Origin of the sequence: Natroniella sp. ANB-PHB2, from assembly GCF_046097105.1 — a bacterium.
GTDB lineage: Bacteria > Bacillota > Halanaerobiia > Halobacteroidales > Halobacteroidaceae > Natroniella.
Genome location: NZ_CP175562.1, coordinates 1272255 through 1286460, shown reverse-complemented (window position 1 = coordinate 1286460; position 14206 = coordinate 1272255). Strand labels below are relative to the sequence as shown.

Genomic DNA, 14206 nt, shown 5'->3' with positions numbered 1-14206 from the left:
ATAGTAGACCTTAAGAAGGTTATCCTAGGATAGCCTTCTTTATGATTTTTGGAAGGAGATAAGATGAAAGAATTAAAAAGTATTGAAGAAACTTGTGAGATATTTAAAATATTAGAAGAAAAATATCCAGCACCCGAAACTGAATTAAATTATAATAACCCATTTGAACTATTAATTGCAGTTATTTTATCTGCTCAAACAACTGATAAACAGGTCAATAAGGTTACAAAGAGATTGTTTGAAAACTATAAAAAACCAGAAGATTTTGTTGATTTAACGGTAGAAGAGTTGGCAACTGAAATTAGAGGAGTTGGACTTTATCGTAATAAGGGTAAGTATATTATTAAGTCTTGCCAGATGCTACTTGATAATTATCAAGGGCAGGTGCCTCAGACTAGAGTAGAGTTAATGAAGTTATCAGGAGTAGGGCGTAAGACAGCTAATGTGGTGGTAAGTGCAGTATTTGGGGTAGATGCAATTGCAGTTGATACTCATGTTTTTCGAGTATCTAAGAGGATTGGTTTAGCTGCTAGTGATAAAGTGGATCAAGTAGAGCAGGACTTAATGGAAGTTATTCCTAAAGATTTATGGTCTGATGCTCATCATTGGCTAATATTTCATGGGCGTAACATATGTAAAGCTAGAAATCCTAACTGTTCAGATTGTCCAATAATCCAATATTGTGATTATGCTAAATCTTCTAAATCATAAATAAAACTGAGAATTTCAGCAACTACTTGGTAGAGTTCTTCAGGAACTTCTTCTCCTAAATTCAGTTGTAACAAGATTTTAACAAGGTCTTGATCTTCTTTAATTGTGATGCCAGATTCTTTAGCCTGTTTAATTATCTGCTGGGCCAACTCTTTTCTCCCTTTAGCGATTACAGTTGGAGCTGAATCTTGATGTGGATCATACTTTAACGCTACTGCTTCTTTTTCTTCTGAGCTATTTTTTTGATTAGAGTTCATTATTTAACCTCCTAAATTATTAAATCAATAGTTGTTAATTTTAGCTGTTGGGTTGGGGCTGACTTATCAGTGGCTAATTTAGAAGTTAGTGACTTTACTGTATAATTAGTGTTTTTTAGCTTAGATTTAAATTTGTCTAAATGTTTATTAATTAAATTTACAGTTTCAGTTTGATTACTTCTAAATTGGCCCCAGATTTTTTTATCTTTAATTTTAATAGTTGTCTCAATTAAACCTAGTTTTTCGGTTTCAAAGTGAATAGAGAAAGTTAAAGGATTATTAGTATTATTGGGATCTTGTTTATCTTCTTTTGTAGCTTCTTTATTGACTTTAATGTGAGCTAAGGTTAGATCATTTTGAAATAATATTGGTAAAAAGATTGAAAAATTATCATTTGAGTGATTAATAGCTTGTAAGCTGGTTAGTTGTTTAAGTAGTTTTTCTGCTTCAGTTACTTTTTCAGAAGAAGATTGAGTAAAATGAAATAGAAATTTTAATAAATTAGTTGTTTGATCATTATTTAAGTGTATATTATTGATTGCTGTTGAGATCTTGTTAGAGTTTAGATTATCAGTAGTAATAACCGTTTCTTTTAACAATTCTTTTGTTTGTTTGGTTAAAATATCAATTTCTTCCGTCGAAGAGAGATTGCTGTCTTCTTTTAAATTATTATAAAGCTCTTGAGTTAGATTTTCTTTTAATATTATTAGTAATTCTGGTTTTTCTTTGATTATTTTTTTTAAGTAAGGGGATATTATATCTGGAAAACCTACGTTTTTTTGACCAGCAACTAACAGGTTAATCAATTTTTCAAAACCAGTAACCAGGTTATCATTAGGAGACCAATCTATTTGTTTGATTAGATCTGTTAATCTATTAGTTGAATTTAAATCTAATTTTTCAGTAAAGATGATCGATTTTAATAGTTGTTTTGTAGATTTCTCTTTGGTTGGTATATCTTCAAAAGTATTTAAATTTTTTTCAGTTAACTCTAAGTTAAGGTTATTCATTTTTGAAAGTAATTTTTCTTTTGTAATAGATTTTAAATTCAATTTTTCAATTTCTCTTTCATTACTTTCTTCTAAGAGGTTAGAGTTTGAATCAGTAGGATTAAATTTTTTTAATAATTTTATAAAGCTATCTTTTAAATTGTTTGTTAAATTAGCTTGATCTTTGAATAAACTATAAAATTTATTATTAATAGGAAGTTCAAGCTCTTTTAATAATAGAATAGTTTTGATTTTAGTTGTTAAATCTTGATCTTCTAGTTTTTCAAACTGAGCTAAAGATTGATTTAAGTCTGCAATTAAGTCTTGCTTTAGGGGTAAATTTAATCTTAGTAGTTCTTGAATAATAGTCTTATTTTCATTGCTTTTTTCTAAAGATAATTTATTTATTATTTCTGAAATTGTTAAGTTTTTCATTGGTTTTTTTGTAGTTTTTTTGTCAATTAAATTTGACTTTTTGCTGTAATTTGAGTTATACTGTTTTAGTGTTGATGTTTTTTTAATTTTAGTCATAGAATTCACTCCATTTTTTAGACTATTTAATTAATAAGTTTCGTTTTTTATAAGGATAAACCTGCTTGTTTTTTGAAATAATTAAGGTTTCTGTTTAGAGATGTTTGGAGTGTTGGTCTTAAATTTTAGTGAGTTGTATCGTTTAAGGAGTTTTATAATTAATAGTTATTTTCTTGTATTAAAGGTGTCATAATAACTATCAATAAATTTTTCGATAAAACCCTTGGGCTTTTAATAAAGGAGTTGATATAATGTCTGTAGTAGGTAAATATAAGGAATTTAAAATTAGTGATTGTAATATAAAAAATTTATTTTTAACACTAGGCTGTATAGTAATTAGAAATTATTCTAAATTGATCTTAAAATATGATGATCAGTTAACTCCTGAGATTAAAAAGACTATGACCTTAGTGATTAATAATTTGCAAATTTGTACTCAATTACAGAATAGAATCTCTGCTTTAAGGGAAAGAATTAATGAAGTAAACTTAGAATTAGAACAAATACCCCAATGTCAAGTTGACTTGAAGGATGAGCTACTGGGGCAAGAAAAAAGATTTAGTAAGTCATTAAGTAAAAAGGAAGAAAAACTATCGCAATTAAATCGAGAAAATATTAATTCGTTATTGAAAATGGGAAAGCTATTTTATCAGTGTAAACTGTTAAATGAAAAAGAAGAGTTTATTAAATTATATAATGAGCTGGATTTTTTGTTAGATGGAGAGGAAGTATTAGTTGAAGGAGCTGGATTATTAAGTGAAAATTTAGATAAAAAACAGGCTGAACTTTATAATTTATTACAACCTTATCCCAGCTTTTTGGCTTAATTGATTCTTTTATGAAATTCAGGAGGAACTTAAATGTTATTTGATTCTCAAAAACTATTAACGGTATTTACTAATCAGGCAGAACAGAAATTTGATTCAATACAAGAAATAAAAGATATAGCACTTAATTGCCAAAGATGTGGCTTGAGAAAAAATTGTAAGAAGGTTGTCTTTGGGGCTGGCAATCAACAAGCAGATTTAATGTTTGTAGGAGAAGGTCCAGGTGCTGCTGAAGATCGACAAGGGATTCCTTTTGTAGGTAGAGCAGGTCAGTTATTAAATAGGATTTTGGCTGCCGCAGAGATAGATAGGGATGATGTATATATCAGTAATATAGTCAAGTGTAGACCTCCTGAAAATAGAATACCAACTCAAGTAGGGATCAAGAGCTGTTTGTGGATTTTAACTCAAGAAATAAGGTTTGTTGGCCCTAAAATTATAGTTCCTTTAGGAGCTACTGCTGCTAAGGCATTACTAGATCCTGAAGCTAAGATTACTAGAATCAGAGGAAAATGGGTTAAGCGAAAAAACTACTACTTTTTACCAACTTTTCATCCAGCTGCTTTATTAAGAGATGAAAATAAGAAGCCAGCAGTTTGGAAAGATTTTTTAAAGATTAAAAAGGCTTATGAGAAGTATTTAAAGCTTAAAGCAGAGGGTAAAGATGTATGAGATAAATAGAGGTGTAGAGATAACATAAAATTTTGATATGTTTTTTTATTTGTCTGAAAATTAAAAATAATAATATAGATATAGTGTGGTAAGAAAGCTATTTTTATTTTAGATTAAATTATCTGATTTTTGCAAATATTGACTAAAAATATAACTGAATGATTGATTGGTATAATCAGATAGCCAGATGTTATAAGTATAATGTTACTTTGAATAGTTGATTTGATCTTAACTCTAGATTAAATCTAAAGTTGTCGTCTGCTAACTTTATTTTTTTGTATGTTAAACTTGATTTTGGGATAGATTAATATTAGTAAGGGGGAAGATTAATGGGAGAAGATTCTTCTAAGAATTTAATCCAAGCAGTTAAAGATGAAGAAGAAGTAAATGAGCGAACTGTCGATAAATTAGAAAGGTTGATTGAGAAATTTATTATGAATGCAGAAAAGATGCAGATGGCTGAATATATAGAATTATTTAATTCGCCTAAGCGATTAATTTATCTTAATTTTGTAGCTGGCTTGGCCCGAGGACTTGGAATTGCAATTGGGTTAACTTTATTAGGAGCAATCTTTCTTTCAATTTTATATAGACTGGCTGAGTTGAACCTTCCCTTGATTGGAGAGTATATAGCACAGTTGGTCAGGATAGTACAACAACATTTGTAAAGGAGGATTTAAGATGGCTAAAGATGTGATTGAAACAATTAGAGAACGGGCGAGTATTAGAGAATATAAGTCACAAGAGATTCCAGAAGAAACTTTGCATAAGATATTAGAAGCAGCTCATCTTGCACCGAGTGCAGGAAATATTCAGCCTTGGGAATTTTTTGTAATTAAAAATCAGGCTAAGATTGAAGAGTTAGCAAAGGTTGCCTATGGACAGGAGTGGATGGCTGAAGCACCGGTAGTAGTTGTAGTCTGTACTAATCCAGAACTATCAGCGGCTAAATATGGTCAAAGAGGAGAGGAGTTATATGCTCTTCAAGATGCTTCAGCTGCCATTGAAAACATGTTATTAGCGGCTGAAGGTTATGATTTAGGGAGTTGTTGGGTAGGGGCTTTTGATGAAGAAAAAGTAAAAGAGGTATTAGATTTATCAGCAAAGTTAATTCCACTTGCTTTTGTAACGATTGGTTATTCACAAGGTGATAAAGAAGAGGTTAGGCCGCAAAAAGAATTAGATGAAGTTATCACTATTATTAATTAGGGCGGGGAATATATGAAAAATTTAAAATATTACAAGCAGAAATTAATGGAGGAAAAAGAAGAATTAATAGATGAAGTAGATGGTTTTGATAATAGAGGTTATGAAGGATTAGATCATAGTATGCGGGAGTCGACTGGAGAGTTATCAAATTATGATAATCACCCGGCAGATGGAGGAACAGATACTTTTGATCGGAGTAAGGATTTGGGGTTGAAGGATAATGATCGAATAATAATTAAGATGATTGATGATGCTTTAAAGAAGATAGAAAGCGGGAATTATGGTTTATGTGATGCTTGTCAGAAAGAGATTGATTCTGAACGTTTAGAAGTCATACCTTATAGTACTTTTTGCTATGAATGTAAAGAAAAGGTTGAAATGATACCTGATAATGTAGATCGACCTATGGAAGAAGATTTGTTAGGAGAGTTACATGGTAGGATGCAGATGAATTTAGATTATGAGGATAGTGTGATCCATGATGGTGAGGATACTTGGCAGAAGTTGGCCCAGTATGGAACTTCTAATACTCCATCAGATATGCTTGGGGCACACAATGATGATGATAGCTATCTTAATGCTGATGAAGAAGTAGGTTTGGTAGGTTGGGGAGAAGGTATTATTGATCAAGAAGCAAGTAATTTCACTGAGCAGTTTGAGGATGAAGAGTCCCATCTGACAGGACAAAGAAGGAAAGATGATAGAGAGTAGGCATTTGCTTACTCTCTTGTTTTTTTATATAATGTATGCTAAAATATAATAGGTTTAGATAGGAAATAATAATTTTAAGGGTTGGAGTGAATGGAATGGAAGTATTGATTAGTTTATTAATGGTAGTAATTTTAGATCAAGGAACGAAGTACTTAATTATCGAAAATTTGAGATTACACCAATCAATTCCAATAATTGAGGATATATTTCATTTAACTTATATTCGTAATCAAGGGGCTGCTTTTGGGATTTTACAAGGAAGGTTGACTTTTTTAATTGTAGTTACTATGTTAGCTATAATTTTGTTGGCTCTTTTTTATAATGAGTTACCTATAGATAATAGATTTAGTCGAATTATTTTAGGGTTAGGAATTGGTGGTGCATTAGGAAATTTAATTGATCGGGTTAGATTAGGCTATGTAGTTGATTTTTTTGATTTTAGGGTTTGGCCTGTTTTTAATGTTGCAGATATAGCGATTGTTGTGACAGTTGCTATTTTTAGTTATTGGCTCTTAGTAATTGAAGGCAAATAATATTTAACTAGATGGAGTGGTATTATGTCTAAAAAGAAGAACTTTAAGGTGACAGCTAATGAGATTGATTTGCGGGTTGATAAATTTTTAGCCGCTAGAAATGAAGATTTATCAAGAAGTTATATTCAAGATTTAATAGCGGGTAATCAAGTTATTGTTAATGGTAAACAGGTTAAGAAGAGTTATCAAGTACAATTAGAAGATGAAATAGAATTATCTTTTCCTCAAGCTAAAGAGGTTGAATTACAGGCTGAAAATATTCCGTTAGAAATTATTTATGAAGATCAAGATTTAATAGTTATTAATAAACAGCCTAATTTGGTAGTTCACCCGACACCCCATTATAAAACTGGCACCTTAGTACATGCTTTATTATATCATTGTGATAATTTATCTGGAATTAATGGAGAGATTAGACCTGGAATAGTACATCGCTTGGATAAAGATACCTCAGGTGCAATTGTAGCTGCTAAGAATGATACTACTCATGTTAATTTAGTACAACAGTTTGAAAGAAGAGAGACTAAGAAGGTATATCAAGTCTTGGTGGAAGGTAAGGTTAAATATAATCAAGGGAAGATAGATGCAGCAGTTGGACGTGATCCTAAAGATAGAAAGAAGATGGCTGTGACTAGTAAAAATAGTAAGAAGGCCGTTTCAACCTTTAAAGTGCTGACTAGATACGAAGGTTATACTTTATTAGAAGTAGAGATTAAGACCGGTCGAACTCATCAGATTAGGCTACATATGGATTATATGGGTCATCCAGTAGTAGGAGATCAACTATATGGCTCTCTTCAAAATGAGTTAGGGGCCAAGCGTCAACTGCTACATTCAACTAGATTAGGATTTTATCATCCTCGTACAGAGGAATGGAGAGAATTTGTGGCACCCATATGGAATGATATGGAAACAATAATGTCTAAATTAGAGGGAAGAGATTAATTAGGAAAGTTTCTTGACAAGTTAAGAATTATCTGATAGGATTTTAGTGACAATTGAATCTAAAGACCTTTAAATTAGTCCAGCGAGACTAGGAAGGGCAACTTAGTCATTAGGTAGGGGTTAGTCTATCTACTGACTTCTAAATAAACTGAGTTAAACTCCTTGCTGGTAAAGGGGTTTTTTGTTTATCTATAAATATAAAGTTTGTTAAGTAAGTCTTCTATAAGAACTTGAGCAAGGAGAGGAGAGGAACTAGTGGAGTTAAAGTTGAAAAAAGAGTTAATCGATCAAGATGGAATTAGGCGAGCTTTAACGAGGATTTCTCATGAGATTATTGAGAAGAATGAAGGGCTTGATGATATAGTAGTAATTGGTGTTAGAACTCGAGGAGTACCACTGGCTAATAGAATTGCCAATAAACTTAGAGAGATTGAGGGCCAGGAAGTAAAGACAGGTATTTTGGATATTACACTCTATCGAGATGACTTAACGACTATAGCCAATCAACCAATTGTTCACCAGACTGAGATTCCATTTGATATTACAGATAAAAAGATTATCTTAGTAGATGATGTTTTATATACTGGTCGGACAGTTCGTTCTGCTTTAGATGCTTTAATGGACTTAGGACGTCCGCAAAATATTCAGTTGGCTATCCTAATTGACCGAGGGCACCGTGAACTTCCAATTAGAGCTGATTATGTTGGCAAGAACTTACCAACTTCTAAGCAAGAGGTTATCAGTGTTGACTTAGAAGAAGTTGATGGAGAAGATGTTGTAACCTTAAAAGAGTATGTCTAGTAAAAAAATAAATAATAAAAATCCCTTTTAAGTTAGTCCTGTGAGGCTAATAAAGGGAGTTGGTGGATCTACATAGATATTTTTCTGTGGGTTTATTGACCTCCTTTATGCCTAATTGGGCTAAGGGAGGTTTTTATTATTTACAAATATATAAATTTAGTAACTAAGGGGGAATAATAATGATTGAAAGAGTTGAAGAAAATAATCTAAGTTTAAGTAGAATGTTAATCTTATCTATCCAGCACTTATTTGCTATGTTTGGAGCTACAGTCTTAGTTCCTAGCTTGACAGGTTTAAATCCAGCAGTTGCTTTATTTACCTCCGGTTGTGGAACATTAATCTTCCACTTGATAACAAAGGGCAAGGTTCCGGCTTATTTAGGTTCTTCTTTTGCCTTCATTGGGCCAATCATCGCTGCTAAGGAAGGTTATGGTTTACAAGCAGCTTTATTAGGGTGTTTAGTAGCAGGAATAATATATATTGTAATGGCAGGTGTAATTAAGAAAATAGGGGTAGGATTTATTGATGACTACCTACCGCCAGTTGTAGTTGGGCCGGTAATTATGACGATTGGTTTAGGGTTGGCCCCAGTGGCTAAGGATATGGCTACTTATCATTTGCCAGTAGCTATCTTTACTTTAGCAGTGACAATAGCAGTCAGTGTTTTAGGAAAGGGAATGTTAAAAGTTATTCCGATCTTGATAGGGATTATTAGTGGATATTTATTAGGTTTAGTAATTGGAATTGTCGATCTTACTCCAGTTGTTGAAGCAGAATGGTTAGCTTTACCTCAGTTTACTTCTGCCTTGAAAGTTGAGTCTTTGGGAGCAGGTATTTCCGCTATTGCTTTAATTGCACCGGTAGCGGTAGTGACAATGGTTGAGCATTTGGGTGATGTTCTAGCTTTGGCTAAAACTACCGATGAAGATTTTCTAATAGAGCCTGGTCTACATCGAACATTGTTAGGGGACGGTGTAGCTACTTTGTTTGCTTCACTAACAGGGGGCCCTCCTAATACAACGTATGGTGAAAATATAGGGGTGTTGGCAATTACTGGTGTTCATAACCCAGTAATCGTTCAACTAGCTGCGATAATTGTTATAGCAGTCAGTTTTGTGCAGAAGGTAGGAGCAATAATTCAGACAATCCCTGTGGCTGTAATGGGTGGAATTGTAATCTTATTATTTGGAATGATTGCATCAATTGGATTAAGAACTTTAATAGAAAACGAAGTAGATTTAAGTAATAATCGCAACTTAGTAATTGTATCTACTATTTTAGTGATTGGAATTAGTGGTATTTCATTTACAATTAATTTTGTAGAAGTAGTAAACTTTTTACGACTTGATGAGATAGCAGTAATTAATAGAGTGGCTAATGTGATTAAAGTATTAGAGCTACAAGGAATGGGTTTGGCTGCAATTGTAGGCATATTCTTAAACCGTTTATTGCCAGATAGAGTACTGGAAGAATAATTTAATAATCGTCCATTGTAAATTGCAAATTAAAATGGAGGTGCTAAAGGTGGTCTTGGATAGAAGAAGTTTATTGGGTTTAGAGAAGTTAAGTAAAGATGAGATTAAATCAATTTTAAAAACAGCTAAATCGATGAAAGATGTTTTGGCAAGGCCGATTAAGAAGGTTCCTACTTTACGGGGTAAGTTAGTGGTTAATTTATTTTATGAGCCAAGTACTAGGACAAGTTCTTCTTTCAGTTTAGCTGCTAAGAGATTGAGTGCTGACAGTATGGGGTTATCTGTCAAGAAAAGTAGTGTAGTTAAGGGAGAGAGTTTACTTGATACTGCTAAGACTTTACAAGCATTAGGTGCAGATGCGGTAGTAATTAGACATGGAATTCCAGGAGCAGCTAAGTTATTGGCAGAAGAGGTTAATATTCCTGTTTTAAATGCTGGTGATGGTGTTCATGAGCATCCGACTCAAGCTTTGTTGGATATGTATACTATTCAAGAAGAAAGAGGTAAAATTGCGGGCCAAAAGGTTGCAATTGTAGGGGATATTAAGCATAGTCGGGTCGCCCGTTCTAATATTTGGGGTTTGAATAAGTTAGGTGCTGAGGTAAGGATTATAGCACCTAAGACTTTATTACCTGTTGAGATTGAAAAATTAGGAGTAGAAGTCTATACAGATTTGGAAGAGGGAATTAAAGGTGTAGATGTGATTAATTTATTAAGAATTCAAAAAGAAAGACAAGGGAAAGGGTTCTTTCCTACAATCAGAGAGTATGTGAAATTTTATGGACTGCGTAAAGAGCATTTAGAGTTGGCCAGTGATGATGTAACACTAATGCATCCTGGGCCAATCAATCGTGGGGTTGAGATTTCAGCAGAGTTGGCTGATAGTAATCAAGCAGTAATTGAAGAACAGGTAACAAATGGAGTAGCTGTCAGAATGGCTTTGTTATACCTTTTAATTAGGGGAGGAAACAAAGATGAAAAAGCTATTACTTAAAGGTGGAGAAGTTGTCAAGCCGACAGAAAATAAGAGAGAGAAAGCAGATGTTTTGATTGTAGATGAGAAGATAGCAGAAATTGGAACTGATTTAGAAGTAGTTGATGCTGAGGTAGTTGATCTTGCAGGGAAGGTAATCAGTCCGGGCTTAATAGATATTCATGTGCATTTACGAGAGCCGGGGTTTGAACATAAAGAAACGATTAAAACTGGAACTGAAGCTGCGGCTAAAGGAGGTTTTACTGCAGTTGCTGCGATGCCTAATACTGATCCTATAATAGATAATCAATCACTGGTTAAATCTGTTTTAGCTAAGGCGGAACAAGAAGCAGTAGTTGAAGTTTATCAAATTGGAGCGATTACTAAAAGAAGCCAAGGAGAAGAGTTAGCTGAGATTGGTTTAATGCAAGAGGAAGGAATCGTAGCTATTTCTGATGATGGTAATTCGGTAATGAATGCGGAAATAATGAGGTTGGCCCTAAAGTATGCTCAAGATTTTGATTTGCCAGTGATTTCTCATTGTGAAGATGAGAATCTGGCAGGAGAAGGGGTTGTTAATGAAGGTTATTATTCAACTATAACTGGATTAACCCCAATTCCTTCTAGTTCAGAAGAAGTAATGGTAGCTAGGGATATAATATTAGCAGAGGAGTTAGGGACTAAAGTACATATTGCCCATATTAGTACTGCAGGATCGGTTGAGTTAGTTCGGCAAGCTAAAATCAGGGGAGTCGATGTAAGTTGTGAAGTGGCCCCACATCATTTTGCTTTGACAGATGAATTGATCACTTCATTTGATACAAATACTAAGGTTAATCCTCCATTAAGAAGGGCAGCAGATGTAGCAGCAATTAAAGAGGGGTTAGTTGATGGAACAATTGATATTATAGCTACTGACCATGCACCCCATACTATCGAAGAAAAGAGAGTAGAATATGATTATGCTCCTTTTGGAATTTCTGGGATTGAAACAGCTTTGGCAGTAGTATTAACAGAGCTAGTAGAGCCTGGTCTTTTGAGTTTGGAGGAAGCATTAGCTAAGTTAACTATCAATCCTGCTCAGCGCTTGAGTTTAGCAGGAGGAAGTTTAAAAGTAGGAAATAAAGCTAATTTAACTGTTATTGATTTAGAGCAAGAGTGGGTAGTAAGACCTGAAGAGTTTCTTTCTAAGGGAAGGAATACACCATTTGCTCAGTCTGACTTGAAGGGTAAAGCAGTAATGACAATTGTTGGTGGTAAGATAGTTTATCGGGATTAATAACCAGCAACAACCTATAAAATTTATTAAAAGGAGCCTAGGTATAATGAATTTTGCAGATAGATTAATGGAAAAGATTGATCAAAAACAGAGCCATGTTTGTGTGGGGCTTGATCCTAGATTGGATAGAATTCCTGAACAGATTAAACAAAAAGCACTAGAGAGATGTGGTAAGACGATAGAGGCTGCTGCTTGGTCATTATTTGAATTTAATTGTGGAATTATCGATGCGATTAAAGAACATGCTCCTGTTGTTAAGCCACAGTTAGCTTTTTATGAACTCTATGGTTCAGCAGGGGTTGAGGCATTTGAGAAGACTGTCGATTATGCTAAAAAGCAGGATTTATTGGTCTTGACAGATGGAAAGAGAAATGATATTGGTTCTACTGCTCAAGCTTATGCTGATGCTTATTTAGGCCAACAAGAGATCTGGAAAGGTAAGAAATTAAAGGCAAGATCTGATGCTTTGACAGTGACCCCTTATTTAGGTCACGATGGAATTGCTCCCTTTTTAAAAAATTGTGAAGAGTATGTAAAGGGAATCTTTATTTTAGTTAAGACTTCTAATCTTTCTGCAGGAGATTTACAAGATTTAGAATTGTCTACCGAAGATAAACTTTATCAAAGACTGGCTAAGCTGGTAGTTGAGTGGGGTCAAGATTCAATTGGACAACGAGGTTATAGTTCAGTAGGAACAGTAGTGGGAGCTACTTATCCACAAGAAGCTGAGAGGTTAAGAGAAATAATGCCTCAAAACTACTTTTTAGTGCCTGGCTATGGTGCTCAGGGTGGAGGAGCAGAGGATGTTTTACCTGCTTTTAATGATGATGGCTATGGAGCTGTGGTTAATTCCTCACGAGGAATAATCTTTGCCTATCAAGAAGAACAATATAGTGATGATTATCAGCAAGCTGCTGAAGAAGCAGTAATTAAGATGAAAGAAACGATTAACCAAGCATTAGCTGGAGTAGATAAATTAGTTTGGAGTTAACTAATTAACAATGTACAGTTTACAATTAAGTGTCAGTGTTAGGAATCAATCAGTGTCAATGAAAAACATAGAGACTATATCCACAGACACAGACTATTGACACTGTATATCAGTTAAACCGAAGGGGGTTATTAGTAAATGCGAGAAGCAAAGTTAGTTTTAGAAGATGGAACTGTTTTTAAAGGGCAAGCTTTTGGGGCTGAGGATAAAGCCGAAGGTGAGATTGTCTTTAATACTGGAATGACTGGTTATGAGGAGGTTTTGACTGATGCTTCTTATAAAGGCCAAATTGTGACGATGACTTATCCGTTGATTGGGAATTATGGGATTGTCAATGAAGATGTTGAGTCTTATAATTCTTATGTTAATGGTTTTGTGGTCAGAGAATTTTGTAATCAACCTAGTAACTGGCGGAGCAAGGAGAAGATAGATCAATGTTTTAAAAGAATTGGAATTGTAGGAATAGCAGGAATTGATACTAGAGCTTTAACTAAAAGGTTAAGAACTAAAGGAACAATGAAGGGGATCATTACTACTGTTGATAAAACAGAAGGAGAATTGGTTGCAGAGGCAAAAGCAGTTTCTAGTTTATCAGATCGAGACTTAGTAAGTCAGGTTACTTCTGATAAAATTTACAAAGTAGGAGATGGTCAATATCAGGTAGCCTTGATTGATTGCGGAGTGAAGAATAATATTATCCGTTCCTTAACAGAAAGTAATTGTGGAGTAACAGTAGTACCTGCTGATACTTCAGCAGAGGATATTTTAAACTTAAATCCTGATGGAATTATGGTTTCTGATGGGCCAGGGGATCCTAAGAATGTACCTTATGTGGCAGAAACAGTTAAAGAGTTGATGGGTCAAGTTCCAATCTTTGGAATCTGCTTAGGGCATCAGGTAATAGGTTTGGCCTGTGGAGCAGATACTTATAAACTGAAGTTTGGTCATCGAGGTGCTAATTATCCAGTCAAGGATTTAAGTACAAATCGAGTCTATATCACTTCTCAAAATCATGGTTTTGCTTTAAAAAATGAGTCATTAGAGGGATTGAATTTAGAGGTAACTCATATTAATGTTAATGATCAGACGGTAGAAGGATTGAAGCATAAAGAACTACCTGTTTTTTCTGTGCAATATCATCCAGAAATTGCACCAGGACTTGAAGATTCTTATTATTTATTTAAGCAATTTATAGAACTAATAGAAAAGCATTGAATACTGAATAATGAATAGATAAAAGCATTTAATATTGAATAGTGAATATTGAATAATTAGCAAACCATTTAAAAATTTTATCTTTTC

General features: G+C 33.7%; 16 protein-coding genes. 14 read left to right on the top strand and 2 right to left on the bottom strand.

Translation table 11 applies throughout. The features are described 5' to 3' along the window. Window positions 1-63 precede the first annotated feature (63 nt). Entirely contained in the window at window positions 64-711 is a 648-nt protein-coding gene (nth, locus tag ACKF5P_RS06415; protein ID WP_408954388.1) for an endonuclease III, read from the top strand. Here the strand turns inward: nth and ACKF5P_RS06410 are convergent. Both ACKF5P_RS06410 and ACKF5P_RS06405 read right to left on the bottom strand, forming a co-directional pair. Then, window positions 687-968 (bottom strand): EscU/YscU/HrcU family type III secretion system export apparatus switch protein, encoded by a 282-nt coding sequence (locus tag ACKF5P_RS06410; RefSeq protein WP_408954387.1) that lies wholly within the window; start codon window positions 966-968, stop codon window positions 687-689. The genes nth and ACKF5P_RS06410 overlap by 25 nt on opposite strands. 11 nt (window positions 969-979) lie before the next feature. Then, window positions 980-2488, bottom strand: coding sequence for a flagellar hook-length control protein FliK (locus ACKF5P_RS06405; RefSeq protein WP_408954386.1), 1509 nt, complete (start codon window positions 2486-2488; stop codon window positions 980-982). A gap of 251 nt (window positions 2489-2739) precedes the next feature. Here ACKF5P_RS06405 and ACKF5P_RS06400 point away from each other — a divergent pair, with 251 nt between their 5' ends. The 13 genes from ACKF5P_RS06400 (at window position 2740) to carA (ending at window position 14119) form a co-directional block, all read left to right on the top strand. Continuing rightward, window positions 2740-3315: a hypothetical protein gene (locus tag ACKF5P_RS06400; RefSeq protein WP_408954385.1), complete on the top strand. Its 576-nt coding sequence runs from the start codon at window positions 2740-2742 to the stop codon at window positions 3313-3315. Window positions 3316-3348: 33 nt separating this feature from the next. After that, window positions 3349-3987 (top strand): uracil-DNA glycosylase family protein, encoded by a 639-nt coding sequence (locus ACKF5P_RS06395; RefSeq protein ID WP_408954384.1) that lies wholly within the window; start codon window positions 3349-3351, stop codon window positions 3985-3987. Window positions 3988-4316: 329 nt separating this feature from the next. Continuing rightward, window positions 4317-4655: a DUF5665 domain-containing protein gene (locus tag ACKF5P_RS06390; protein ID WP_408954383.1), complete on the top strand. Its 339-nt coding sequence runs from the start codon at window positions 4317-4319 to the stop codon at window positions 4653-4655. A gap of 13 nt (window positions 4656-4668) precedes the next feature. Further along, window positions 4669-5196, top strand: coding sequence for a nitroreductase family protein (locus ACKF5P_RS06385; RefSeq protein WP_408954382.1), 528 nt, complete (start codon window positions 4669-4671; stop codon window positions 5194-5196). A gap of 12 nt (window positions 5197-5208) precedes the next feature. Next, the gene (locus ACKF5P_RS06380) at window positions 5209-5907 is read left to right on the top strand and encodes a TraR/DksA C4-type zinc finger protein (RefSeq protein ID WP_408954381.1); all 699 of its coding nucleotides are present in this window, start codon (window positions 5209-5211) and stop codon (window positions 5905-5907) included. A 95-nt stretch (window positions 5908-6002) separates the two neighbouring features. Beyond that, window positions 6003-6440 (top strand): signal peptidase II, encoded by a 438-nt coding sequence (gene lspA / locus ACKF5P_RS06375; protein WP_408954380.1) that lies wholly within the window; start codon window positions 6003-6005, stop codon window positions 6438-6440. Window positions 6441-6464: 24 nt separating this feature from the next. After that, window positions 6465-7385, top strand: a complete 921-nt coding sequence (locus tag ACKF5P_RS06370; RefSeq protein WP_408954379.1) for an RluA family pseudouridine synthase — start codon at window positions 6465-6467, stop codon at window positions 7383-7385. Between the two features lie 255 nt (window positions 7386-7640). Then, complete coding sequence (pyrR, locus tag ACKF5P_RS06365) at window positions 7641-8186, top strand: bifunctional pyr operon transcriptional regulator/uracil phosphoribosyltransferase PyrR (RefSeq protein ID WP_408954378.1); 546 nt, start codon at window positions 7641-7643, stop codon at window positions 8184-8186. A gap of 179 nt (window positions 8187-8365) precedes the next feature. Beyond that, window positions 8366-9661: a uracil-xanthine permease family protein gene (locus ACKF5P_RS06360; protein ID WP_408954377.1), complete on the top strand. Its 1296-nt coding sequence runs from the start codon at window positions 8366-8368 to the stop codon at window positions 9659-9661. Between the two features lie 49 nt (window positions 9662-9710). After that, on the top strand, window positions 9711-10655 hold the full coding sequence (locus tag ACKF5P_RS06355) for an aspartate carbamoyltransferase catalytic subunit (protein WP_408954376.1): 945 nt from the start codon (window positions 9711-9713) through the stop codon (window positions 10653-10655). Continuing rightward, a complete protein-coding gene (locus tag ACKF5P_RS06350; RefSeq protein ID WP_408954375.1) occupies window positions 10636-11913 on the top strand; it encodes a dihydroorotase in 1278 nt (425 codons plus the stop codon). Before ACKF5P_RS06355 ends, ACKF5P_RS06350 begins: the two co-directional genes overlap by 20 nt. Window positions 11914-11959: 46 nt before the next feature. Next, entirely contained in the window at window positions 11960-12904 is a 945-nt protein-coding gene (pyrF, locus tag ACKF5P_RS06345) for an orotidine-5'-phosphate decarboxylase (RefSeq protein ID WP_408954374.1), read from the top strand. A gap of 138 nt (window positions 12905-13042) precedes the next feature. Further along, entirely contained in the window at window positions 13043-14119 is a 1077-nt protein-coding gene (gene carA, locus ACKF5P_RS06340) for a glutamine-hydrolyzing carbamoyl-phosphate synthase small subunit (protein WP_408954373.1), read from the top strand. The last annotated feature ends 87 nt before the right edge of the window (window positions 14120-14206 follow it).

Coding starts and splice junctions, on each gene's coding strand:
- ACKF5P_RS06380 (WP_408954381.1), top strand. CDS start 5,209: ATGAAAAATTTAAAATATTACAAGCAGAAATTAATGGAGGAAAAAGAA.
- ACKF5P_RS06390 (WP_408954383.1), top strand. CDS start 4,317: ATGGGAGAAGATTCTTCTAAGAATTTAATCCAAGCAGTTAAAGATGAA.
- carA (WP_408954373.1), top strand. CDS start 13,043: ATGCGAGAAGCAAAGTTAGTTTTAGAAGATGGAACTGTTTTTAAAGGG.
- ACKF5P_RS06370 (WP_408954379.1), top strand. CDS start 6,465: ATGTCTAAAAAGAAGAACTTTAAGGTGACAGCTAATGAGATTGATTTG.
- ACKF5P_RS06395 (WP_408954384.1), top strand. CDS start 3,349: ATGTTATTTGATTCTCAAAAACTATTAACGGTATTTACTAATCAGGCA.
- ACKF5P_RS06410 (WP_408954387.1), bottom strand. CDS start 968: ATGAACTCTAATCAAAAAAATAGCTCAGAAGAAAAAGAAGCAGTAGCG.
- ACKF5P_RS06400 (WP_408954385.1), top strand. CDS start 2,740: ATGTCTGTAGTAGGTAAATATAAGGAATTTAAAATTAGTGATTGTAAT.
- ACKF5P_RS06405 (WP_408954386.1), bottom strand. CDS start 2,488: ATGACTAAAATTAAAAAAACATCAACACTAAAACAGTATAACTCAAAT.
- ACKF5P_RS06360 (WP_408954377.1), top strand. CDS start 8,366: ATGATTGAAAGAGTTGAAGAAAATAATCTAAGTTTAAGTAGAATGTTA.
- lspA (WP_408954380.1), top strand. CDS start 6,003: ATGGAAGTATTGATTAGTTTATTAATGGTAGTAATTTTAGATCAAGGA.
- ACKF5P_RS06350 (WP_408954375.1), top strand. CDS start 10,636: ATGAAAAAGCTATTACTTAAAGGTGGAGAAGTTGTCAAGCCGACAGAA.
- nth (WP_408954388.1), top strand. CDS start 64: ATGAAAGAATTAAAAAGTATTGAAGAAACTTGTGAGATATTTAAAATA.
- ACKF5P_RS06385 (WP_408954382.1), top strand. CDS start 4,669: ATGGCTAAAGATGTGATTGAAACAATTAGAGAACGGGCGAGTATTAGA.
- pyrF (WP_408954374.1), top strand. CDS start 11,960: ATGAATTTTGCAGATAGATTAATGGAAAAGATTGATCAAAAACAGAGC.